General features: G+C 49.0%; 20 protein-coding genes, 1 tRNA gene and 1 pseudogene. 5 read left to right on the top strand and 17 right to left on the bottom strand.

Features of this window, described 5'->3' with window-relative positions; translation table 11 throughout:
• Positions 1 to 167: 167 nt before the first annotated feature.
• The 3 genes from BGX14_RS13150 to BGX14_RS13160 are packed head-to-tail and all read left to right on the top strand — an operon-like array spanning position 168 to position 1,519.
• Positions 168 to 590: a sulfurtransferase TusA family protein gene (locus tag BGX14_RS13150; RefSeq protein ID WP_143394253.1), complete on the top strand. Its 423-nt coding sequence runs from the start codon at positions 168 to 170 to the stop codon at positions 588 to 590.
• An 18-nt stretch (positions 591 to 608) separates the two neighbouring features.
• Positions 609 to 1,190 (top strand): hypothetical protein, encoded by a 582-nt coding sequence (locus BGX14_RS13155; protein ID WP_073302456.1) that lies wholly within the window; start codon positions 609 to 611, stop codon positions 1,188 to 1,190.
• A gap of 2 nt (positions 1,191 to 1,192) precedes the next feature.
• Entirely contained in the window at positions 1,193 to 1,519 is a 327-nt protein-coding gene (locus BGX14_RS13160) for a hypothetical protein (protein ID WP_073302458.1), read from the top strand.
• A 20-nt stretch (positions 1,520 to 1,539) separates the two neighbouring features.
• Here the strand turns inward: BGX14_RS13160 and BGX14_RS13165 are convergent, their stop codons facing one another.
• From BGX14_RS13165 to BGX14_RS13185, 5 genes are all read right to left on the bottom strand, one after another.
• Positions 1,540 to 2,598 (bottom strand): SufD family Fe-S cluster assembly protein, encoded by a 1,059-nt coding sequence (locus BGX14_RS13165; RefSeq protein WP_095880125.1) that lies wholly within the window; start codon positions 2,596 to 2,598, stop codon positions 1,540 to 1,542.
• Complete coding sequence (gene sufC / locus BGX14_RS13170) at positions 2,598 to 3,347, bottom strand: Fe-S cluster assembly ATPase SufC (protein ID WP_073302462.1); 750 nt, start codon at positions 3,345 to 3,347, stop codon at positions 2,598 to 2,600. Before sufC ends, BGX14_RS13165 begins: the two co-directional genes overlap by 1 nt.
• Before the next feature lie 12 nt (positions 3,348 to 3,359).
• Positions 3,360 to 3,689 (bottom strand): hypothetical protein, encoded by a 330-nt coding sequence (locus tag BGX14_RS13175; RefSeq protein ID WP_095880126.1) that lies wholly within the window; start codon positions 3,687 to 3,689, stop codon positions 3,360 to 3,362.
• Positions 3,689 to 5,239 carry a DNA primase gene (gene dnaG / locus BGX14_RS13180; protein ID WP_095880127.1) on the bottom strand — a complete coding sequence of 517 codons (1,551 nt, stop codon included), beginning with the start codon at positions 5,237 to 5,239 and terminating at the stop codon, positions 3,689 to 3,691. Before dnaG ends, BGX14_RS13175 begins: the two co-directional genes overlap by 1 nt.
• A 337-nt stretch (positions 5,240 to 5,576) precedes the next feature.
• Positions 5,577 to 5,650 (bottom strand) — tRNA-Ile (locus tag BGX14_RS13185).
• A 224-nt stretch (positions 5,651 to 5,874) separates the two neighbouring features.
• Here BGX14_RS13185 and BGX14_RS13190 point away from each other — a divergent pair.
• Positions 5,875 to 7,227: a glycoside hydrolase family 5 protein gene (locus BGX14_RS13190; protein WP_158223330.1), complete on the top strand. Its 1,353-nt coding sequence runs from the start codon at positions 5,875 to 5,877 to the stop codon at positions 7,225 to 7,227.
• A gap of 616 nt (positions 7,228 to 7,843) precedes the next feature.
• Here the strand turns inward: BGX14_RS13190 and BGX14_RS13195 are convergent.
• The gene (locus tag BGX14_RS13195) at positions 7,844 to 9,421 is read right to left on the bottom strand and encodes a sodium-dependent transporter (RefSeq protein ID WP_095880129.1); all 1,578 of its coding nucleotides are present in this window, start codon (positions 9,419 to 9,421) and stop codon (positions 7,844 to 7,846) included.
• 10 nt (positions 9,422 to 9,431) lie between these two features.
• A complete protein-coding gene (locus BGX14_RS15640; RefSeq protein WP_158223331.1) occupies positions 9,432 to 9,590 on the bottom strand; it encodes a hypothetical protein in 159 nt (52 codons plus the stop codon).
• 155 nt (positions 9,591 to 9,745) lie between these two features.
• Between BGX14_RS15640 and BGX14_RS13200 the strand changes: the two genes are divergently transcribed.
• A complete protein-coding gene (locus tag BGX14_RS13200; protein WP_095878741.1) occupies positions 9,746 to 10,705 on the top strand; it encodes an IS30 family transposase in 960 nt (319 codons plus the stop codon).
• A 147-nt stretch (positions 10,706 to 10,852) separates the two neighbouring features.
• Here BGX14_RS13200 and BGX14_RS13205 read toward each other — a convergent pair whose 3' ends face one another.
• The 10 genes and pseudogenes from BGX14_RS13205 to BGX14_RS13250 all read right to left on the bottom strand — a co-directional run bounded on the left by BGX14_RS13205 (position 10,853) and on the right by BGX14_RS13250 (position 22,197).
• On the bottom strand, positions 10,853 to 11,548 hold the full coding sequence (locus BGX14_RS13205; RefSeq protein WP_073302471.1) for an AzlC family ABC transporter permease: 696 nt from the start codon (positions 11,546 to 11,548) through the stop codon (positions 10,853 to 10,855).
• 213 nt (positions 11,549 to 11,761) lie between these two features.
• A complete protein-coding gene (purF, locus tag BGX14_RS13210) occupies positions 11,762 to 13,147 on the bottom strand; it encodes an amidophosphoribosyltransferase (protein ID WP_078777018.1) in 1,386 nt (461 codons plus the stop codon).
• A 181-nt stretch (positions 13,148 to 13,328) separates the two neighbouring features.
• Positions 13,329 to 15,005 (bottom strand): endo-1,4-beta-xylanase, encoded by a 1,677-nt coding sequence (locus BGX14_RS13215; RefSeq protein ID WP_095880130.1) that lies wholly within the window; start codon positions 15,003 to 15,005, stop codon positions 13,329 to 13,331.
• A 163-nt stretch (positions 15,006 to 15,168) separates the two neighbouring features.
• Positions 15,169 to 15,411, bottom strand: a pseudogene (locus BGX14_RS13220) (acetyltransferase); the annotation flags it as partial.
• 6 nt (positions 15,412 to 15,417) lie between these two features.
• A complete protein-coding gene (locus BGX14_RS13225; protein ID WP_073302477.1) occupies positions 15,418 to 16,275 on the bottom strand; it encodes an NgoMIV family type II restriction endonuclease in 858 nt (285 codons plus the stop codon).
• Positions 16,256 to 17,203: a DNA cytosine methyltransferase gene (locus tag BGX14_RS13230; RefSeq protein WP_078777014.1), complete on the bottom strand. Its 948-nt coding sequence runs from the start codon at positions 17,201 to 17,203 to the stop codon at positions 16,256 to 16,258. The genes BGX14_RS13225 and BGX14_RS13230 overlap by 20 nt, the downstream gene beginning before the upstream one ends.
• Before the next feature lie 87 nt (positions 17,204 to 17,290).
• Positions 17,291 to 17,923 (bottom strand): Vat family streptogramin A O-acetyltransferase, encoded by a 633-nt coding sequence (locus BGX14_RS13235; RefSeq protein WP_095880131.1) that lies wholly within the window; start codon positions 17,921 to 17,923, stop codon positions 17,291 to 17,293.
• A 232-nt stretch (positions 17,924 to 18,155) separates the two neighbouring features.
• A complete protein-coding gene (locus BGX14_RS13240) occupies positions 18,156 to 18,908 on the bottom strand; it encodes a hypothetical protein (protein ID WP_143394255.1) in 753 nt (250 codons plus the stop codon).
• Positions 18,909 to 18,922: 14 nt separating this feature from the next.
• Entirely contained in the window at positions 18,923 to 19,675 is a 753-nt protein-coding gene (locus BGX14_RS13245; RefSeq protein ID WP_073302485.1) for a hypothetical protein, read from the bottom strand.
• Positions 19,672 to 22,197: a hypothetical protein gene (locus BGX14_RS13250; protein ID WP_143394256.1), complete on the bottom strand. Its 2,526-nt coding sequence runs from the start codon at positions 22,195 to 22,197 to the stop codon at positions 19,672 to 19,674. The genes BGX14_RS13245 and BGX14_RS13250 overlap by 4 nt, the downstream gene beginning before the upstream one ends.
• Positions 22,198 to 22,427 lie beyond the last annotated feature (230 nt).

The raw sequence follows: 22,427 nt of genomic DNA on the forward strand, positions 1-22,427 counted from the left end.
GAATTACAAAAGAAATAATGCTATATTCCGTTCGGAATTAGTGACAAAAATATGACACAAAATCGGTTGGAAAAATCCCCTCTGGAAAAATGGCTGGAAGCGAATCGGGAATGTGAAAATCTGGGAAATTCGCTTTTGCTTCTTTTGGGGCACGCTTGGGGGGGATTTTGCGCCGTTCCGATTCCGTTTTTGCCGTTTTTTCGCCGGAAAAGGCTCTTTCTTTTATCCAGCGGTTGCCAAAGTCGGCTCTTCCCGAAGGACTGGGAGACTGGATTGCGCAGCCGAAGGCCTATGCCGAAGAGATTGTCCGTTTTTGCGAAAGATCCCGGGATTTTAGCTTTCCGGCGGAACTCGGTCTGCACCGCTTTGCTTCCGCTCCTGTGGACTTGCGGGGAGTTGCTTGCCCCATGGGTTCCGTTCGGGCGCGTCTTGTGCTTTCGGGAGTGAACTCCGGCGAGGAAATTCTTTTTCTTGTCGATGACGGGGAGCCGATTGAAAATGTGCCTCGGGCTTTGGTTGAAACGGGAAATCGCATCGTTTTTCGCCGAAAAAAAGAAAAATATTGGGAATTATGTGTGTGGAAAGGCTAAATAAAGTAGTTTATATCCATGACTCATCGAATCCAAGTTATCGGCGATGAATTGATGGGTGCCGACGGCGAGGCGGCGACCCTGTTTTCCGAAATGGTCCTTTGCGAATATCCGACCCGGCCTGTGCAATTTGCCATTTCTCCGCTGGTCCGCTATCCGCTGGCTTCCGTACTTTCCCGCGCGCCTTGCGACATATTCGGGAAACTGGCCGAAAGGATTGTCTTGGGACTCGGATTGCATGAATTGCGTCTGGGTGCGGACGCCGAAAAAGTTTTTGCCGTTTACAAGCGCCTGTGCGAAGAAATTCTTTCCAAGACGTCTTCGGTGCTGTATCTGCTGACGATTCCGCAAGAAGCTTTTCCCGAAGCGGCAACGGAAGTGGAAAAATTAAATGGGAAGATGCGTACTTTGGAAAATGGAGACCGAGTCCACGTTCTGGATTTTGCCGCCCATGTGGAGAATTTTGAAAAGGAGCAGCTATTACGGGGAAAGTTTGCGCGGAGCCTCTACGATTCCAACCATGCTTCTACGTCGCTGGGGCATACCCTTTTGGGACTGTTCCTTTCTCGGCGGATTTTTAGTATCAAAAAGGAGTTGTAGATATGATTTCAGACAAGTTTTTGGCGAAAAATGCTGCTTCTGCCCGCGCTTGGGAAGAAACGAAAAAAAGGGATAATCGCCCCCGCGAAAAGAAAGCGTCCGAGCCCAAAATCGGTATTTGTGAAAAATGCAAAAAGGAAGCCGCTCTGCACTCCTACATTTCCCGTGAAATGGTGATAGAAGGCGGTGCCGCAAGTTTTGGAAGGGTCGTGCATTTTTATTGTGAAGACTGCATGCCGCAAAAACGGCGCAACACGCCGACAGAACCGCCGATGACGGCGAAACAGGTGAAAAACCTTTTGCGGGGTGCCAAGAAAAATCTGCGCTAGCGAATGGTTTGAATCTTGCCCTAGGCGTTCAACAACTTGAACAGGCGTTCGCGTCCGGCTTTGCCCGGATGCTCGGCAATTAAATCTTTGGCGAAGGCTTGCTGCAAAAGCGCCTCCGCTTTTTCTTTTTCAATCCCGCGACTCGTCAGATAGAAAATGGCTTCGTCGTCCAGAGAGCCGACCGTATTGCCATGGGAGCAGGAAACGTCATCGTGGTAGATTTTGAGTGTGGGCTTGACGCGGACTTTGGAATCGTCGGAAAGAAGGATGGTATTGACGAGTTCCGAAGAATCGGTGCCGGGGCAATTCGCACTGGCGATGACGCCGCCGTCGTAGCTCATGGAAGAGGCTCCCGAAAGCAGGTTGCGCACAAATTGATGGCTTTTGCACTGCGGCGCATTGTGCTGCACCCGCACAAATCCGTTTTCGCTGGCTTCGCCCGAGAGCCGGTTCAGTTCCCGGAAGGCAAAACGGGCGTTTTCTCCGTTGAGAAGCACCTTGACTTCGATACGGCGAACGGACTCTGTACGATTGAAATCCAAAATATCGACTTGGGAATTTTCGGACTGGAAAACGTGGATGCTGCGGAATTTAAGTTCCCCGGCGTGGGATTCCTCGGTGGAGAAAAGTTCCAACTGGGCGTTCGCTCCGACAAAAAAATCTAGCCGTTCCGCCGAAAGATTTCGTGGGATTTTATTTTCCAGAATTTCAAGGGAAACCCGGGCGCCGTCGCCGATGCGGAAGACCGTGTGCGAAAATTCGTCGTGCGCTTTGAGAATGCCGTTTTCGCTTTCGCCTTTGCCGATGTTCTTGACCAGCGTTTGAGCGCCGAGGGCGATGGGAAGCAGTGCGGCAAAATCGGTTTCGCTTTCGACTTGAAAATCCTTTGGGGAAATTCCCGCTTGGGACAGGCGTTCTTCGTTGCGGTCGTCCTTTGGTTCAATGGGAATGGACGGGTCGGCGATAAAGCGCAGCCCTTCTGCCTGGGCGAGCAGGGAAATGGGGAAGTAGTTCCAGTCTTCGGAGTGGCGGGTCGGGAGGCCAATCGCCCGGATTCTTTCCAAAGCTTCTTTTTGCATTAGACGATGCCCTCAAGGTTTTCGTAGCCTTCTTTTTCCAGTTTTTTCGCCAGTTCCGGTCCCCCGGACAGAACGATTTTCCCCTTGAGCAGAATGTGGACGAAATCCGGCTTCACATAGTCGAGCAGGCGTTCGTAATGCGTCACCAGAATGATGGCGCGATCCGGTGTGCGCAAGTGGTTGATCCCGCCGGAAACAATGCGCAGGGCGTCGATGTCGAGTCCCGAATCCGTTTCGTCCAGAAATGCGTATTTGGGAAGGAGCATCGCCATCTGCAAAATCTCGTTGCGCTTTTTTTCCCCGCCCGAAAAGCCGTCGTTCAGTCCGCGGGTGCGGTAGCGTTCGTCCATTTCCAAAAGTTCCATGGCGGCGTTCAGCTGCCGGTTGAATTCCTCGTCGGAAACGGGTCCTTGATTCAAGTAGGCACGCTTGGAGTTTACCGCCATGCGCAAAAATTCCACGTTGGGAACTCCGGGGATTTCTATTGGGTATTGGGTGCTGGCGAAAAAGCCTTCGTTCGCCCGGGATGCGGGATCGAGTTCCAGCAGATTCTTGCCGTCCATTTCGACGGAGCCTGCGTCTATTTTGTATGCTGGATGTCCGCTGATGACTTTTGCCAGAGTACTTTTTCCGGAGCCGTTGAGTCCCATGATGGCGTGAACTTCACCGGGTTTCACGTCCAGGTTGATGCCTTGAAGAATCGGCGTTCCATCCAACAGGCTGGCTTTGAGATTTTTGATAGAAAGCATGGTGACTCCAATTTATAATTTGCTGCTGAATTGGACGAGTTCGTTGCGGTAATCCAGCAGGTTTTTGAAAAAGGTAGAACTTAGGGAAGGATCTTCGCCGTAGCGGGTTCGGTTTTGCTGCATTTTAGAAGCAAAGGTGTGCAAATCCAGACGCCATTGAATGACTTCGCCGGTTATTGGCTTCGTCTTGAGAACATCCCTCATGCGCTCGGCCGTGCGGATTTCCAGCTCGGCCAGGGTTTCCAGAAATTCCTTTTGCGCAGCTTCCGGCTTCCAGGATTCATCCCCGAAGGATTCGAGGACTTGGGCGGGGAGAGGCGAAAGCGAATCGTGAAGGCGCATCAGATGGATCTGTTTTGTTTCCGCGTATTCCGCGATGGCAGTGCTGAACAGCTCGTCCAGAATTTCGGAAGCGAAGAGGCTGACTCCCGAAGCGGCGAAATCCAAATCGAAGAAGGCGCTGGCCGCTTCCCAAAGAGAAGGGGAGGCGATGACCAAGTGGATGAATCGGAGTTCCAGCGGAGGGAGTGCTTGCCAGGGGACTTGCTCTTCGGGGGAGCTTGTGGAAGTTCGTCCTCTTTTTGAAATTTCCGTTTTTCTTTTTCGGGGCGGATGCCAGCAAAGTCGGGTCTAGTGCCAAAGCGTTCGGCCAGAATGCGCAGATACTGGTTTTGCAGTTCGCTGTCGCGGATGTTGACGAGAATGGATTTGATGTGGGTGATGAACTTCGCCCTGTCTTCGACGGTGTCCGTCGGCGAAATGCGGGAAAGGTAGCTGAACCAGTCTTCGGCGTGGGTAAGCTCGGCCCGAAAATCGTCGGCAGCGGATTCGCCGTGTTCGTTCACAAAGTTGTCGGGGTCGATTTTTTCTCCGTTCGGGCGGGAAAGGGCGACAATCTTTGGAATAATGCCTTGTGGCAAAACGATTTCGATGGTGCGTCTTGTCGCCGTGCGCCCAGCCTCGTCCCCGTCGAAGACCAGATAGGCGGTCTTGGTGTAGCGCGAAAGGATTTCGGCGTGCTTTTCGGTAAGGGCTGTTCCTGAAACGGCGACGACGTTCTTTACGCCGGCCTGAAAAAGGCTGATCATGTCGAAATAGCCTTCGACGAGGATGACCGATCCCGCTTTGGGAATTTCATTTTTGGATTTGGAAAGCCCGTATAGGATTTCACCTTTTTTATAGAGGGCGGTGTCCGGGCTGTTCAGGTATTTGGGGGCCTTTTTCTCTTTGTCGAGAATGCGCCCGCCGAATGCGACCACTTTTCCGGAAAGATTTTCGATGGCGAACATCAGACGGTCACGGAATTTGTCGGCGATGCCTCCGTTCTCCCTTTCGACGGCGAGTCCCGCTTCTACAAGCTGCCGAGGAGAAAATCCGTTTTTGGCGGCGAAACTCAAAAAGCCTTCGCGTCCGTCCGGAGCGTATCCGACTTTAAAAAAGTGGCGCGTTTCCTTGGACAAGTGCCGGGAGGAAATGTAGCCGAGGGCTTTTTCGCTGTGGGGAAGCTGCTCTACAAACCAATCGGCGGCGAGGTCGTTCAACTCGCGGACAAGGGAACGTTCTTCGGCATTTTTCGGATTTTCCGCGTGATGGATGGACGGAAGCTGAAAACCGGTCGCATTGGCAATCCACTCCACAGCCGCTTTGAAGTCCATTTTTTCGTGTTCCATGATGAATTTGAAAACGTCGCCGCCCGCTCCGCAGGCAAAGCATTTGTAAATGCCCATTTGCGTGTTTACGTTCATCGATGGGGAATGGTCGTTGTGGAAAGGGCAACGCCCGACAAAGCGCCCGGATCCGGAACGCTTCAGCGGAACGAATTGCTGGATGATGTCCGCGATATTCGTCTGCTGTTTCAAATCTTGGAGGACGTCGTCTGAATAGAATGCCATTGCGCGGGTAAAGATAGCAACTTGCGCTAAAGGTTTAGGATTAGAGAGTTGGAAGAGGGGAAAGGCTAGTGGTTAGTGGATAGGAGTTAGTGCTTGCATCAAATGATATTTGGCTCGCTCAAGCGTTTCCCGATAAATATCAAATGATATTTTGCTGTCTATCCACATTTTCCGGCTTGTATCAAATAATATTTTGCCGTCCACGCATTTTTCTGGAATTCGTTAAACGATAGGATGCCGCCTTGATGTCGTTTCTCGCTTTTATGTGGCGAATAGGATTCAAATGATTCTGTATGCAAAATAAAAAAGACCCCGGCGCAATGCCGAAGTCTTTAAGTGGAGCCTCCGGGACTTGAACCCGGAACCAACGGGTTATGAGTCCGTGGCTCTAACCAATTGAGCTAAAGCTCCGCTGGTTTCTACCAGTAACGCAGAATATAGAAAAAATATTGGATTTGGAAATCGTGAAATGGAGAATCAAGTGTTCTTTTATTTGTTGGACTTGCTTTGGCGGTTAGTTTTGGGATATTTTTCTGTGCGCTCGTACACATCCGTAAACGTCATCGGGAAAAATTTCCCCTTCCTTCAAAAAAATGGCTTATATTTCTAAAAGAACCCCTTGAATGGAGATTTTTATGAATTGGAATAAAGCTATTGTTGCAGGATTGCTTGCAGTGACGAGTGCCTTTTCGATCACAGCAGAACGTGTCGGCCCTGTCAGTCAATACGGACAATTGATGGCTGGAAAAAATTCAAGCGGCAAGGGACAAATTTACGGTTCTTGCAAAGGCGTTCAAGATGGTGCCGAAGTTCAGGTTCGCGGAATGAGCCTTTATTGGAGCCTTCTGCCAGATGCGATGGAGTTCTGGACCGATGCGGGCGTGACAACGATGGTGAATGACATGAAAATCCAGATAGTGCGGGCGGCCATGGCGACGGGAACAGAGGATTGGAGCGGCTCTTGGAACGGCATTTCGCTCAAAGGATATACGAGCGATCCCAATAATCAAAAACAATTTGTCAAAACCGTCGTAGAAGCGGCCATAAAAAATGATATTTATGTGATTATCGACTGGCATTCCCATAATGCGCATGAACAGACTTCCAACGCGGTGGCTTTCTTTAGTGAAATGGCGCAAGCTTATGGGCAATATGATAACGTGATTTTTGAAATCTACAATGAACCTACGGATATTTCTTGGACGACGATTAAAAATTACGCGAATCAGGTAGTGGCGGCCATTCGCCAGTATTCCGATAATCTGATTCTCGTTGGAACCCGCTCTTGGGATCAGAATCCGCAGGAAGTTATCGGTAATGAAGTCTCGGACTCCGAGAAAAATACCGCCTACACTCTCCATTATTATGCAAATTCCCATTGCTGGGATGGATCTTATAGTTGGGGTGGCAATTGCGAAGGGACGAATGGATTGACGGCGATGAATGCGGGCCTTTCCGTGTTCGTTTCGGAATGGGGAACGGGAAATTCCGATGGCGGCGGCTCGCCGGATGTCAGCCGGAATAATAGCTGGCAGGAATACTTGAATACGCATAAACTTTCCTGGGCGAATTGGTCGGCTTCTAAAATCAACGAAGGCACGGCTGCTTTTACATCGGGCGCGTCGGCGACAAATCTTCAATACAGCACTTCCGGTTCTTTGGTCAAAGGTTTTCTGGCTTCAAACCCGGATTCCTATACGGCTTGTTCTGCGGAAATCGATACCATTCCCGACCCGATTTTTGCGGCTCCTTTAAAACAGAATATCTCATTCCAAAAACTTTCCGGCGGCGTACAGTTTACGCTTCCGAAATCGGGCGTAACGAAAGTGGAAATTTTGGATTTGCTCGGCAATAAACGGTTTGAAGAAACTTCTGCGAAATCGGCTGGAACGCATTTCCTTTCGACGAAGAAACTTTCCAAAGGCGGCTTCTTGATCCGGATTCGACAGCAAGGCGTCACCTTCCAGACGAAGTTTATGAACCTCTAGTTTAAATGACGCCGTTTTTCTCATTCGTCCAGAATTCTTTTTGGACGAATGAAGCGTTTCAGATGGCAAAAGCGTTTGATTTTTGGCATCTTCTAAAAAGTCAATTTGTATGAGAGTGCTAGTGGTCTGTGGTTAGTACTTTATTTTGGGGAATGATGGGCAATCTTCCACCAAATACTCGTTTTTCACTAGGTGAAGTTCTTTTCAAACGGAGCATTTTTCTTTCACAAGGTGAACTCAGTTTTCAGTTCCAACTCCCAATTTTCAACTGATCACGCTTCGGCTAGTTCGACAAGCTCACTAAGCGAAGCTCAGCGACCTCGCAAAGAGGCTTAGTTCGACAAGCGGTTACCGAGCTTGCCGAGTTGCACTAACCGGCGGTCCCTGAGCCTGTCGAAGGGCGCTAACGAATCGGCCCTTTTTGTTGCCCTTTTTAAACTTGAATGGAATGCGCCAAATAAAAATCCGGCAGATCCATCTGGAAATGCCGGAACTTTCGTTTTTTGTAAACGCTATTTCTTCTTTTTGAAGATTTTGTAGAAGCAGAATGTGTTCAATCCGATGATGGCCGTCCACGAGGCAATCATAAAGACGAGTCCGCCGAGAGTCAGTTCCATTAGGCTATCCTCCTGTGTTTTTGTGCGCGCCCGCTTTTCCAGGCATACCAAATCGCCGCGTTAAGGAGTCCGACAAGGGCTAGCAGGAAAATGCGGAATCCCAGGACAAAGGACTTTTGAGAAAATTCGCAGCCGAAGAAGGAAACGACGGCTTTGGGATCGATGTTGTTCATCAAAAGGACGTTCAGTCCATCGTGGAAAATCCATGCGACCAGCAGGGTGAGCAGTGCCGCCGGACAGACGTAGCGGATGATGATGCGAAAAATCCGCGGCAACTTGATGGCACTTCCGCAATTTAAAAGTTCGAAGGCTACGGAATCGCGGTTCTTTCGTTTTTTGCCGAGGACGATGGCAAAGACGAGAGCTTGGACGGCTCCTAAAACGACCAGCAGAAAACTGCCGCCCCAGAAATCCAGTTCGTCAATGGCGCCCGCCGCATTGCCTGCGATAGCGATGATTCCGCCGACAAGGGAAATGAGGCCAATCGTCATGACGGACTTGTTGTGGGAAATTTTTAGGTCGTCTTCACAGAAACTGATTAAAGGCTGGATGATGGAAATGGCGCTGGTGACCCCGGCGATGAACAGCATAAAGAACCAGATGGTCATGAAAACGGAGCCGAGCGGCAGCTTGCCGAATACGAGAGGCATGCTTTGGAACGCCAGCCCGAAAGTTCCCAGTTTGGCGCATTCTTCAATGTTGGATCCGAGGATGAGAATGGCTAGCGGAATCACAATGGTGCTGCCCAAGATGATTTCGGCAAAGGCGTTCGCCGATCCCGCCGAAAGGGAAGAGAGGACGATGTCGTCGTGCCGTTTGGTGTAGCTAGCATAGCAAAAGACGATGCCCATGCCGAGGCTCATGGTAAAGAATACCTGCCCCGCTGCGGCAAGCCAGATTCGGGGTTCCAGGAGAGCTGAAAAATCGGGATTCCACATGAAGGCGAGACCCTTGCCAATATCGGGAAGGGTGAGGACGCGGACGACCAGAATGATTCCCATGATGACGAGAATCGGCATGGAAATTTTATTCGCCCGTTCGATTCCCTTGCGCACTCCAAGAAAAATCAAAACCATATTGCACACGAATGTGATGGCAAAGAAGAGTATCGCTGCGGGAATGCTGCCGATTTTTTCGTTCAACGAAATAAAGTTCCGGAAGAACTCGGTAATCTCCCCGGCTTGGACGACCGCCATCAGTTTTCCGGTCAGGGAATACCAGGCGAAGGCGAGGATCCAGGATTCGATAAAGACGTAATAGAAGATGATGAACAGGGGAGGGAGAAGTCCGAGGGAGCCCAAATACTTTCCCCAAGGCCGGTCGATGATTTTATCGTAGGCGCTCGGCGACGTGCCGTGGCGAAGAATTCCCGCATAGCGCCCCAGCGTCCATTCTATCCAAGAGAGCGGAATGCCCAGAACCAGAAAGGAGATGAGGTAGGGAATGATGAAGGTCCCGCCTCCGTTGCTTGCCGCTTGAACCGGGAAGCGTAAAAAATTGCCGAGACCCACCGCGCTACCGGCGACTGCGAGAATGACACCGAGTTTGGAACCCCAGTTTTCTCGTGAAGAACTCATGTTTTACCTCTCATAAAATAACGCCATCCATAAATAAAACCGCTGCGGTTGCTGCACAGGCGACAATGACGAGTCCGCGCCCTAAAATGGCTGCGGCGGCTGCGGCAAAAAAGGCGGCAATGCCCGAAAGCCGATTGTCCGTCGCATAGAACATGGCAGGGACGGTCATCGCTGCGAGAACCGTAAAGGGAATATAGGACGCGAATTTTCACCGTCAATGCGACTGATATAGGTTGAATCGGGAAGAAAAAAAGTTCCCTAGGGCTAGCCCCTGGGGAACCTGGCCGAAACTTTTCTACCTTGCCGATTCTACCAAAAAAGGACATGGCGGTGAGTCTCAACCAAGCACAAAGATACGAAATACGAGCGCTCAATGCGGCAAAGATCCCCCCGAAAAACATAGCCTTGCAGCTGAAGGTCCACAAATCCACAATCTACAGGGAACTAAACAGGGGCGGCGGCCGCCAGCATTACGACCCGGTCAAGTCGCAGGAACGGGCAGACCTCCTTGCCGCGACAAGTCACCTGCATTACGACTACGACGAGGACGACTGGAAAATCGTGGACGGGAAAATCAAGGAAGACTACTCTCCCGAACAGGTGAACGGACGCGCGAAACTCGATGGGATGGGTGTCCCTAGCGTCGCCACGATATACAGGCATGTGAACAAGGACGAGGACCTGAAGAAGCACTTGCGGCACGGCAAGAAACCATACCGTAAGCGCGGGGAGAAGAAGGACAAGAGAGGCCAGATTGTAGGCCGCGTGCCCATCGAGGAACGTCCGGCAATCGTGGACGAGAAATCACGCGTAGGCGACATCGAGATAGACCTGATAAACAGCGCGGACCATGACGCGAACCTGCTCACGATCAACGACAGGATGACGAATTACAGCCTGATAAGGTATCTTCCGACGAAGAACGCGAAAGACCTGAAGAGAACGCTTGTGAGGGCGCTGAAGGACTTTGAGAAAACGTTCGAAGTCAAGATTCTCACAATCACTTCGGACAACGGGAAGGAGTTCGCCTGTCACGCAGAAATAGCGAAAGCTATGAAGGCGGATTACTACTTTGCGAACCCGTACCACTCCTGGGAGCGCGGTGCCAACGAGAACATGAACGGTCTAATACGCCAATATCTTCCCAAGAAGGAGTCGTTCAAGGGAATCTCTCCCCGGAAAGTTCGCTGGATACAGGATAAACTGAACAACAGGCCTCGAAAAAGGCTTGACTTTATGACCCCTTTAGAGTATATTTATACGCAAGTTAAACTACAAACCTAAGTCGCGTTAGCGACGAAAATCCGCCGGATAAAAAAGAATTCCAAAATTCGCTTTTGAGCTGTTTACGGAGCAAAATGAAAGGAATTGTCCGAAGCAAGTAAGTAACTCCCGCCATGGTCAGCAAATACAGGAAAAAATCACGCCAATTCATGGAAGATTTCCTTGTTTTACGGGAAAAAATCTGGCGCAGAAAAGGGAAGCAATAAGCGCGCAGAGGATAATGGAAAATCCGGCGGAAACCCCTTGCAGAATCGGAATGTATCGGAACGCCAGACTGAGTGCGATGGCAATAGCGACAGCGACGCAGGTCGGCTTGTGCAATTTCATCTGGGGAATCACAATCGCGATGAACATGCCGTATAGGGCGACACCCAGCGCGTTGGTCAGTATGGCGGGAAGAACTTGGCCGGCAATCGCTCCGCAGAAAGTGCCAAGACTCCAGCCGATATAGGGAAGGGCGGTAAGTCCTAAAAAGTAGAGAGGCGTTACCGCTTCCTTTTGCGACATGGCGAGTGCGTAAATTTCGTCGGTAATGCCGACGCTCAAAAGCAGGCGTTGCGGCGTTTTAAATGAGGGCGAAACCTTTTGGGAAAGTGAAATCGCCATCAGGGAATAGCGCAGGTTGATGAAAAAAGTGGCGATTGCCATTTCGATAAAGGTGCCGGCTGCCTGCATAATCTGGATTCCGGCAAATTGCCCGGCGGATGTCAGGTTTGTCATGGAAATGAGCGTGACAAAATCCCAGGGGAGAAACTTGGATCCGGCGATGCCAAAAGAAAAGGAGACGGCGAAATAGCCGATTCCAATCGGGAGACCATCGATAAATCCTTTTGAAAATTTCACGGCAACAATTATAATAAAAGGCCGCCTCGAGGAGGCGGGGAGTTGCCAGTTAATAGTTAGAAGTTAGGAGTTAATAGTTAGGAGTTAGGAGCATTTAGAATGGGAGAAGCGGCTAGTGATCAGCGGCAAGGGGAACGTGCGGTAATTCACTCGCCGCTAGCCGCTAACCACTGCCAACTACCAACTGATAACTGATAACTATCAACATGAACCCTAGCCGCAGCTGAATTTTCCAGTGTCCTTTCCGATATATTCGGGATAGTTGCCGTCAAAACAGGCGGCGCAATAGTCGGCGGGAGCTCCTGTGCATTCTTTCATTCCTTCGATGCTCAAGTATCCCAGGCTTTCGACGCCGAGCATTTTGGCGATTTCTTCCGGGGTCATATTATTTGCCGCCAGGTCGCCTGCATTCGGAAAATCCATTCCGAAATAGCAAGCGTGTGCTACAGGGGGCGATGCGATACGAATGTGGACTTCAGTCGCTCCGGCGTCCCGAATCATGCGCGAAAGAATTTTGAGTGTCGTGCCCCGTACAATGGAATCATCGACGACGCAGACCTTGCGATTTTTGAGAACGCCTTCGATAGGGTTGAATTTCAGCCGGACTTTTTGGGCGCGGACGTTCTGTGTCGGGTCGATGAATGTCCTTCCCACATAGTGATTGCGCAAAAGCCCGAGCTCAAATTTGATGCCGGATTCCCGGGCGTAACCGAGGGCCGCTGTTGTCGAAGAATCGGGAACGGGAATGACGACGTCCGCTTCGACGGGGCATTCCCGGGCGAGCTGTTTGCCCATTTTGCGGCGCACCTTGTCGCAGATTTGTTCAAAAATGCGGGAGTCCGGTCTGGCGAAGTAGATGTATTCGAAAATGCAGTGGGCAAGGTGATCTTTCTTGACGAAGGTTTCGGAATGAAGGCCGTCTTGGGTGATGGTCAAAAGTTCACCCGCTTGGATGTCGCGGACGTAAGTGGCACCCAGAAGATCGAAGGCGCAGGTTTCGCTGGCGATGCACCAGCCGTTGCCGAATCGGGCAAGCGACAACGGTCGGAATGCGTAACCGTCCCGCGCTACATACATGGCGTCTTTGGTCAAGATGATAATGCAAAAGCAGCCGGTGAGTTTGGAAAGCGCTTTTTTGATGGCTTCCTTGACGTTTGGCGCATGGGTTCTGGCTATATCGTGCAAAAGAATTTCGGAATCCGAAGTCGTTTGAAAAATATGCCCGGCTTCTTCCATCTCGGCGCGGAGTTCGGCGGCATTTGTCAAGTTGCCGTTGTGGGCGATGGCTAGTTGCCCCCATTTGCAGCTGACAAGAATCGGTTGCGCATTGGCGAGAGTGCTCGAACCTGTCGTGCTATAACGGACGTGCCCGATGCCGGCAAATCCCTGCAGTTCGTCAACGTTGTGTTCTCGGAGAAGGGTGGATACAAGTCCCATGGATTTTCGGACTCGTATTTTTTCTCCGTTGGTGATGGCGATGCCAGCGCTTTCCTGGCCTCGGTGTTGCAGGGCGTAAAGTCCCATGGCAACATTGCGGGCGACGTTTTCGCTATTGTAAATGCCGATAACGCCGCATTCTTCGTGAAGTTCTTCCAGCATGGAATCCTCTTGGATGATGGAACGAATCTAAAAAAAACGCCCGTTTTCAAAAAGAAAATGGGCGAAGGAATTTCAACCGGGATATATGGTTCGGCTTGGATATCCGAAAATTCAGAACATTTTTGTAAAGAATGCGAATCGCATTGGAAATTGGCCCCCAAAAGGCCTTCCGCAAGAGGATTTATTCGACTCGCATTTCAAAGGTCTTGCCTTCGGCTGTTACCTGGTAAGTTCCTTTGAATCCGCGAAAGTGGGCGAGTCCATCTTCGCCAGCGACCGCGGTCGTGTCGGTGTTCCAGATTTTGTGCCACAAGTCGAAAATCGCTTTGGCTGCGGGCTTTTCGCGCCCGTCTGCGGCAATAACGCCGCCGTTCTTGAGCCAATGGCGATTGTCCCAGAATCCCCATAAAAGAATTCCCGAAACGGCGGGATGGCTGAATGCGGTGCGGATGAAGGTCTCGTATTTTTGTGCCTGTACGCTTTCGGAATCGTTCATGCCTAGTTGCCAATCTCCGATGTCAAATTCCGTGATCTTGATGGGCAAGCCGAGAGACGCCAGCTTATCCAAACGTTCCCGGATTAGGGCCGGGACGACGGGGCGTAAGCCGAAGTGACATTGCACGCCGATTCCATGAATGGGAACTTTGCGGTCCAGCATTCCTCGAATCAGATTGTAATAGCGGTCTGTTTCTCCGGCGGCGACGACATTGTATTCGTTGATGTAAAGCTTGGCTTCCGGATCTGCGCGGTGCGCCCAGATGAATGCGCTGTCCAGAAGATTCCAGCCGCAGGTGTTGAAAGTGTATGCTTCGTGCAATGGTTCGTTCCACACGTCGTATTCGGTGATTTTTCCTTTGTATTCTTTGAGGTCGCGGTCGATTCTCGCTTTGAGATAGTTGGCGAAATCCTTGCATTTCTTGGGCGAACCCGGATTGGAATAGTGCTTGTCGAAACCGTAGCCCTGGTGTCCCCACATCAAGGCGTGCCCTCGCAGTTCCCAACTGTTTTGTGCGGTAAAGTCGGTGTATTCCTTCATCTCTTCCCGTTTGACTTTTCCTTTTTTCGGTTCGTATTCAGGCCATTTGAACTGGTTTTCCGAAACGCCGTGCCAAAAGAATTTCTTCGCTTTTTCACGATACCATTTTTCCACGCTGTCCTGCTTGCTGTTGCCGTTCATTTTGTAAAGGGCGAGTGCCGTGCCAAATGGGAATGCGTGCCGTTGCAATTTGACATGGACTTTTTCTCCGGGCTTTGCCTTTACCGAAAAGTCGGCTTTGCGCAGGCTATCGATGCGCGATTCGGAAGAGGCAAACCATTGGCTGTCCATGGAACCGATTTTTTCGATTTCCACGTCGTCCATTTGCAGCCAGCCTTTTTTCAAACCCACATGGAAGGTGACGTTATTCAGCCCGTAGCCCTTTTGGTCGGCGAGAAATGTCATCGAATAGGTTTGCCATTTTTCCGAAAGGTCGAAGGAGGCACTTTCCTTTTGGCGGTAATCCGGCGGGCCGCCTTGGACAATCGCATTGATGGGAACGTTTCCTTTGGCCTTGAACTTTAATTTGTAATAAGCTGAATCCGCTAAAAATTTTGGCGGTTGCAGTTGCAATCCCCACCAGATTTTTGGCAGTTGCTTTACGACGATTTTAACGCCTTGCGATCCGTCGTAGCCGAGTCCGGGTTCGGCGAGCTTCATTTCGACGGTTGCGGGACCGTCGGGATTGTTCCAAAGATACCAGCCGCCATCTCCGTATTCCATATTGCCGTTGCTCAGAATATTTTGAGCTACAGCGGATGTGCAAAAGAAAGCGAGGAAAATGGCGGAAGAAAAAAATCGGTGTTGAAAAAAGGAAATCATATCATCCTCGTAGAAAAAGGTTGTATCACTTAATATAAATCTGTCGTCATCGGAAAAAATCGGGATTTCTTAAAATGACGGTTTATCTGTATCGATTGTGTCAAAAATGGAAATTGCCAAAATGGAAAATGCCAGAAACGAAAATGGCGAGCCTGTAGAAAACTCAGAGGAGTTCTTTTACCTTTCGGATGTCCCCGCTGGTGAGGATTTCTAAATGGGCAAAAATCTTTTCCGCGTCCCAGTCCCACCATTTGAGTTTCAAAAGATATTCCGTCAGTTCGTCGTCAAATCGTTTGCGGATGACGTGGCACGGATTTCCTGCGGCGATTGTGTATGGCGGAATGTCGGACGCGACGACGGAATCCGCGCCGATGTGAACGCCGGGCATGACCGTTACGTTTTGTCCAAATGGTCAAACAGACAAATCCATCGGCAGGTCGCTGATTTCTTTTATCCGTTTCCCGCTTATCAGCACATCCAGCATTTCAATGGAATCTTCCGCTCCGGTGGCTTTTACGGATTCAATAAGTTCATATAATGCGAAATGATACATACAATCGATATCGCCCGTCCCAAGCGCAAGCGAAGCCAGACGGCTCGGAAGCGGCTCTCCTGTTACCACGACAATATGCGGCAGATGTCCTTTTCTGTTCCGAATCAGTCCGAGAGCTTCTGTCCGGCTGTTTTGCGCACGGTCGCTTCGCATCGTCCATTTTGCGGATACAGACGCATGAAGTATTGGTAAGCCTCCGTTCTTTTTGCGGATGTCGGTCATTTTTGAAACAGAGTCATCCACAATGGCAACTGAACTGTTGATTTCCTCGTCGGACACAGGATTCCTGTAGACGACAACATCGGGCGCAATCATGTAGTCGTTTCCCATGCTAGCGGCAAGTTTTGCATCCGATTCTGTCAGGTGGCTCAAGTATTCAAGGTGTTCATATTGGGCAAAACTGCTCGTCTTTACCGCGCTCCGATTTCCCAATTTTATGATATGCCAATCTCCCGGACGCAGATTCTGCAAGTGCGGAAATGTGTCCGCCAGAAACTGCATATTGACTTCCTCGAACTTCGCACCCGATGTTTGTCCAAGAGCCTTTTCCTTGATTTCTGCGGTTAAGCGATTTGCAATTCCCTGCGCTATTGCAACTGACAGTTTGGACGAAGAGTCCGCGTTGCTGGGGATTCCTTTTGCATCAATGGTAAGAATGCCTTTTTCGAGCAGACTTCTGTGATATTCTTTCCGTGCCTCAGCAATCAATGCTTCCATGTTCCAAAACCTTCCTTATTTCTTTTCCGACGCTTTCCGCAACCGGCGGAGGAAACGCATTTCCAATCATACGGCATGCAGCTGTTTTCTTTGTTCCGAAATTCCAAGTGTCGGGGAATCCCTGTATTCTTGCAATCATGCGCGGAGTAAGACGGGGCATTCCGACAAAATCCTGTGCCGGTGCTTCATTTGCGATGCCGCGTCCGTCAACACAAATTGCTTCCCATGCTTTTCGAGAGCGAACGGGTCCCAAATCAGGCCCGCCGTGCTTTTTTGAGCCACCGACAATCGTCGGAGCTATGGTGTTTGCTCGGCGAATCCATTCGTCCGCACCTTTCCATCCGTTTGCACGTATCAAATCGGCAAGCGTTTCTCCGACTGTTTTTGCAAGCCCTGGCTTTTCTTTCGGGTATTCAAAGGAATCGTCTATGTCGTTTCGTATTCCCACAATTACAACACGCGGACGCAATTGTGGCACACCATAGTCAGAGGCATTCAGCAGTTTGATATGGACGCTGTAACCAAGTCCGGAAATTTGATTCAAAATGGAATTCCGATAGTCGGAAAATACCGGGTCAAGAAAACCGCGGACATTTTCCAGCATGACGGCGCGCGGATGTATTTCTTCTATCAGGCGTATTGCTTCCGGGAACAAATCGCGCTCGTCCGATTTTCCGAGCTGCTTTCCTGCCACCGAAAATGGTGGACAGGGAACGCCGCCGGCAAGCAGGTCGATTTTACCACTGTATTCTTTTCCAGAAAAATGCTTTACGTCTGTACAGAGAATATTCCATTCAGGCTTGTTGGATTTCAGGACGGTGCAATAATCGTGTTCATACTCAACAAGCGCGATATGCGAAAATCCAGCCCGAGCAATCCCTAACGCTTGTCCGCCCGCACCGGCGCAAATTTCAATGCTCGTAAGCATAGAATCCTCGCTTTTTTACATCGTACATAAAATTATAAAACCAGTATACATACTTTTTCCGATAAAGAGAATAACGCAATTCTAAATTCACCCAATCTCCCGAATCTTCTCCACGTCCCCGCTTGTGAGCGCGTCGAGGTTCGCAAAAATCTTTTCCGCGTCCCAGTCCCACCATTTGAGTTTCAAAAGATATTCCGTCAGTTCGTCGTCAAAGCGTTTGCGGATGACGCGGCACGGATTTCCTGCGGCGATTGTGTATGGTGGAATGTCGGACGCGACAACCGAATCCGCGCCGATGATTGCGCCGTCGCCGATGTGGACGCCCGGCATGACCGTTACGTTTTGCCCAATCCACACGTCGTTTCCCACAACGGTGTCGCCTTTGAACGGAAGGTCTGAAAGCGCGGGCGTCGATTTTTCCCAGCCGCCGCCCATGATGTTGAACGGATACGTCGTGACGCTTTTCATCCGATGGTTCGCGCCGTTCATGACGAATTCGATTCCCTTTGCTATCGCACAGAACTTTCCGATGATGAGCCGGTCGCCAAGAAATTCGTAGTGGTGCGTCACGTGCCTTTCAAAGCCTTCGGAATCTTCCGGGTCATCGTAATACGTGTAGTCGCCCACGGTGATGTTTTTGCGCGTGATGACATTTTTGATGTAGCATACGCTCGGAATTTTTTCGTTCGGGTGAACGGATGCGGGATTTGGGCCAATCATATTCTGTCCTTTTGGGAGTTGGAAATTTTGCAAAATTAAAATAATAGGGGAAAATGTGCGCGAAGGAATCGCCACATTGCAGAATCTAGTACTTTGTTGAGAAGATAGAGGATTGAGGAACGCGAAATGGACGGATTGTAAATGGGAACGAAAGAGATTACAGCTGAAGCGCAAACATACAATTTTTTCCGATAAAAATGCCTATCAGAAAATTCTTCATGGAACGCTTCTGCTATTGTAAAAGCAACCTTTTCCCGGCGATGTCAAGAATGGCGGGCGATGACGGCGTAGTAACCTCTCGGCTTTGAAGAACTCCCGAACGCAGCAGTTTGCCGTTCAAATCGAAAAGTTTGTAAGGTGTACCAAGATCTGCGCCGTTGATGCGAAACTTGCCTTGCGAAATTTTTATTGTATGCAGATGGTTTTGCACAAACGAATGCAAAGAAATTGCGGACGGCGATTCCACGAGGGAACAACAACTATAATTTGGCAGCATGTGGCCTGTTCCGTAGGCCATATCGATGTCGCATTCGCCTCCATTTCCCATCTTTAACGAATCTATCACGCTCAAAATAAACGACTCGGCAGAATCTTTTTCCATATTGACGACTCCCAACTCCTGAAGTCGCATAAACTCCGCCAGCAGAACTTCACTGAATTGCAGCGTGCCGCTTTGACCAACCGCAGTAAGACTAAAGAAATCTCCTTCACAAACTTGCGTATTACGATAAACCCAAATTTGTTCACTATCAAAAAGAGTTGCAAAAGTCACTGTCGTATCTAGCGGAGAAATATATAATATACTTCCTTGGGTACAGGAGAAATCATCTCTATAATTTTGAAATTTTTCTATTGTTAGACACGCCTCGGAAATTTTTCCAAAATTAATATATTCAAAATGAGTTTCATAAAATGCTTCTGGATAATAATCTAAAGCAGCAGAAAATTTCATAAAGGTAAATAAAATAAAAAGTATTTGTTTCATTTTTCGTTTTCTCCTTACTTCAAAAGCAACCTTTTCCCGGCGATGTCAAGAATGGCGGGCGATGACGGCGTAGTAACCTCTCGGCTTTGAAGAACGCCCGAACGCAGCAGCTTGCCGTTCAAATCAAAGAGCCTGTAAGGTGTACCAAGATCTGCGCCGTCGATGCGGAACTTGCCTTGCGAAATTTTCGTTGAGTGCAGATGGTTTTGTACAAACGAATGCAAAGGGATTGCGGACGGTGTTTCTACAAGGGAACAACAACTATAATTTGGCAGCATGTGGCCTGTTCCGTAGGCCATATCGATGTCGCATTCGCCTCCATTTCCCATCTTTAACGAATCTATCACGCTCAAAATAAACGACTCGGCAGAATCTTTTTCCATATTGACGACTCCCAACTCCTGAAGTCGCATAAACTCCGCCAGCAGAACTTCACTGAATTGCAGCGTGCCGCTTTGACCAACCGCAGTAAGACTAAAGAAATCTCCTTCACAAACTTGCGTATTACGATTTATCCAAATACTACCTAGATAAAACATAAATCCGAACGACACCGTGGAATCCAACGGCGATCTATAATAAATGGAAAAGTCGTTGTCACAGTTTGCCCCATCGTCAAAAGTAGGCAGCTGCGTTATTGTTTCGCAGGCTTTCGGAATATTTTCATAATTGACGAATTCAAAATTCGTGTAATACATCGTTTCGGGAGGAGTTGCCAAAACCAGACCGATAAATAATACTTCGCAAAGCAATATCTTTTTCATCATTTCCTCCTGGCGACAACAGTATTCATTTCCGGGGCAAACGGAATGCCGTAAACCTGCGCATATTGGTGAACAGTTACGTTCTTGCCGAGAAAACGTCCGTAAAGGGATTTATTCGATTGACCAAGAATCAAATCGGCGTTCGGGGCGAAAATTGTGCCCGCCCACATTCCTTCCACCGTCATTGTTTCTGTGCCGTGCTGAATGAGTTTGAAGCCTTTGGCGACTTTTCCCAAGTCATCATTCAACGTTCTTGCCCGCCAAATGACGCTGCCGTTTAAATGCAAAATGGTTTGCATTCCCGGATGGATGAACAGCACTTTGCTGCCGGATTCCAATTGGATATTCCCAATGTACATTTCTCCAGCTTCCACCAAAAGTGTTCCTCCAGAGTGCACTTTTAATGTCTGGAAATGGTCACCGTCTTTCAAGGTGTAACTTTCGTTGTAGGCGATTTCTTTTACATTTTGCATTGTCGGTAGTTCAGCGATTTGGTATGGCCACAGGGTTTCTAATTGAAGGATAAAGGCTTTGTCGAATATTACATTATTTTGTTTTTCCAAGTTCAACACTTTTTCCGGCAAAGAGTAAACCCGAACATTCCCCGTTACCACTGCATAATCTCTCAAAAAAATGCCACCTTTTGACGTAATCCGACGGACATAAGCACTGCGTCCAATGCTCACCGCATACGCCGAATCCTTTGATTCCGATGCAATGTCACAATTTTTTGAATTTTGATGACATCTTACTCCGTCATTTACGGACAGATGCTCCCTCGCATAAAGCGTCAGAATTCCGGGAACATCCAGACCGATTTCTATCGGAGTGAAATCATCGTCCGCATCGTAAACATCCGATTCCTCGTCCTCTTTCAATCCGTTTTTATTTTTATCTTCTGCACCATCCGCCTTGCCTCCGCCATCCGAATCCCAATCCAACTCGGCGCGTAAGCTATCGCCATCGATATCGGCATAAGTCAATTGTGTTATGCCATATTTCCAAACGGTTCTATTTGTATCAGGAATATTTTCCCTTATTGTATAAGAAAACACTTCTGTTTTGTCGTTAATGCCATCTCCATCGGAATCTGGATTTTCTGGATTGGTTCCGAAGCGTTCGATTTCATCGTAGTCCATCATGGCGTCCCCATCGCTGTCCGTATGAATGCGCGCATCGGACATTCGGACAGAACCATTCACATTTGCGGCAATGAACCCTTCCAATGCCAAAGATTTCAAAACGCGCCATTCCACTGTTCCGTCATTGTCCGTGTTCAACAGGCGCACATCCATGCGCCCTGAAAGCGAAATCCGGTAGGCATCCAAAATCATCACATGTGTATGATTCCAAACGTAAAGGGGAATCCCTGCATTTATCCACGTTTTCACATCTGTTTCTGAAGGGAGCGAATCTTTACGGATAAGTGAAGCGTTTTCATTCAATACCCAAAGTAATAGAGAGGAGAAATATGTATCATCAAGTCCTCCTTGTGCATCATGCAGGAATGCTCCTAAAATTTTCGCTTTTATAGAATCGGAAAAAACGGACAGATTAGGATAGTCTTTAAACTTTAATTTAATCTCGTCTTGAGCAATGTTCCCGCCATAATAGTGATTCAGCTCCTGCGCACCGACCGCCCAGCAACGGAAGCTTTCCTCTTCATCATAATGAGAATGCTCTAAATGCGGTTCGTCCCATTTTCGTACAACCGCCATCTCGCCCCACTTTACGTCCAGCAGCCTTGTGTCCTTGCGAGCGGCAAGCGGTGTCACATCCAGTTTATTTTCTAAAATCCAGGCGGTATCGGTAAAAACCGAAATCCGTTGCCAAAACAGGTCGTCCAAGGGCTTTGCGTCCCCTTCCCAGACGGCACTTCCCAAGCCGTATTCGGAAGATTCTACTCGCCAAAGATATTCCCCAGAATCCAAAGCCGCGTCCGCTTGATTCTTTTCCGTTATTTTTTGGAATACGGTCGCTGAATCCGCAGCAGAAAGAACATTCAATCGGTAACTTTTTGCGCCATCGACTTCACGCCAGGCGAAGTGTACTTTTTCTCCGGGAGAAAGAGAAACTCCCGAACCGGACGGGAGCGAAATTGGAGCAGCATCCGGGAGAGTCCCCGGCAAAATTCCTTGAACAAATTCCCCGTTGATATGGATAGCAATTTTTTCAGTTGTTGAAAAATTTTCGGATGCGGGATAGCTGTAATCCGCATTTTTTGCAAAATTGCTCCAGTCCGAAAAATGCAAGCCCAAAGAAAGGCCGCCGCTGTCCGGGAAAATTCCAGGAGGCAGCGTAGGAATTAAAATTTTCATAAAAGGATTTCCGGAATCTGGCTTTACGATTTCGGCAAGCAAATTGGAAGGATGATGCCTTTCCACTTGAACCGGTAATTTCTTTTTTGAGAGAAAATAGCGCAGTTCCACATTTCGGAGTGAATCGCCCGAATCGTTAAATAGACGGATTCGGAGTGCTGTCTGCGCTTCATTTGAAGGTTGCTCGTCGCGACTTTCTACCGTCATCGCCAAAATTGAACTCGCCAAGGCGAGAATTGCGAAACAAAAGCGGAAGGCCATTCCATACCTCTTTTTAAATGGTTGAGGATAATATAACTAAAATTATTTTGAATTGGAATTTTTATTTCTTAAGGCCTTTTTTGTACGTATATTTTTGGTATTCGGAAATTATTCAGAGTGTTTTATTCTGTTTTGCGCAAGAGCGCGCTCCTCGCTCCCCCTTCGGGCTCGACACA

Source organism: Fibrobacter sp. UWS1, assembly GCF_002300445.1.
GTDB lineage: Bacteria > Fibrobacterota > Fibrobacteria > Fibrobacterales > Fibrobacteraceae > Hallerella > Hallerella intestinalis.

Excerpts from the sequence above, each read along its gene's own strand:
- BGX14_RS13195 (WP_095880129.1), bottom strand. The coding sequence starts at position 9,421 with ATGAGTTCTTCACGAGAAAACTGGGGTTCCAAACTCGGTGTCATTCTC.
- BGX14_RS13160 (WP_073302458.1), top strand. The coding sequence starts at position 1,193 with ATGATTTCAGACAAGTTTTTGGCGAAAAATGCTGCTTCTGCCCGCGCT.
- BGX14_RS13240 (WP_143394255.1), bottom strand. The coding sequence starts at position 18,908 with ATGAAACAAATACTTTTTATTTTATTTACCTTTATGAAATTTTCTGCT.
- BGX14_RS13230 (WP_078777014.1), bottom strand. The coding sequence starts at position 17,203 with ATGCTTACGAGCATTGAAATTTGCGCCGGTGCGGGCGGACAAGCGTTA.
- BGX14_RS13235 (WP_095880131.1), bottom strand. The coding sequence starts at position 17,923 with ATGATTGGCCCAAATCCCGCATCCGTTCACCCGAACGAAAAAATTCCG.
- sufC (WP_073302462.1), bottom strand. The coding sequence starts at position 3,347 with ATGCTTTCTATCAAAAATCTCAAAGCCAGCCTGTTGGATGGAACGCCG.
- BGX14_RS13200 (WP_095878741.1), top strand. The coding sequence starts at position 9,746 with ATGGCGGTGAGTCTCAACCAAGCACAAAGATACGAAATACGAGCGCTC.
- dnaG (WP_095880127.1), bottom strand. The coding sequence starts at position 5,239 with ATGGCATTCTATTCAGACGACGTCCTCCAAGATTTGAAACAGCAGACG.
- BGX14_RS13215 (WP_095880130.1), bottom strand. The coding sequence starts at position 15,005 with ATGATTTCCTTTTTTCAACACCGATTTTTTTCTTCCGCCATTTTCCTC.
- purF (WP_078777018.1), bottom strand. The coding sequence starts at position 13,147 with ATGCTGGAAGAACTTCACGAAGAATGCGGCGTTATCGGCATTTACAAT.
- BGX14_RS13250 (WP_143394256.1), bottom strand. The coding sequence starts at position 22,197 with ATGACGGTAGAAAGTCGCGACGAGCAACCTTCAAATGAAGCGCAGACA.
- BGX14_RS13245 (WP_073302485.1), bottom strand. The coding sequence starts at position 19,675 with ATGATGAAAAAGATATTGCTTTGCGAAGTATTATTTATCGGTCTGGTT.
- BGX14_RS13190 (WP_158223330.1), top strand. The coding sequence starts at position 5,875 with ATGAATTGGAATAAAGCTATTGTTGCAGGATTGCTTGCAGTGACGAGT.
- BGX14_RS13175 (WP_095880126.1), bottom strand. The coding sequence starts at position 3,689 with ATGCGCCTTCACGATTCGCTTTCGCCTCTCCCCGCCCAAGTCCTCGAA.
- BGX14_RS13155 (WP_073302456.1), top strand. The coding sequence starts at position 609 with ATGACTCATCGAATCCAAGTTATCGGCGATGAATTGATGGGTGCCGAC.
- BGX14_RS13225 (WP_073302477.1), bottom strand. The coding sequence starts at position 16,275 with ATGGAAGCATTGATTGCTGAGGCACGGAAAGAATATCACAGAAGTCTG.
- BGX14_RS13165 (WP_095880125.1), bottom strand. The coding sequence starts at position 2,598 with ATGCAAAAAGAAGCTTTGGAAAGAATCCGGGCGATTGGCCTCCCGACC.
- BGX14_RS15640 (WP_158223331.1), bottom strand. The coding sequence starts at position 9,590 with ATGACCGTCCCTGCCATGTTCTATGCGACGGACAATCGGCTTTCGGGC.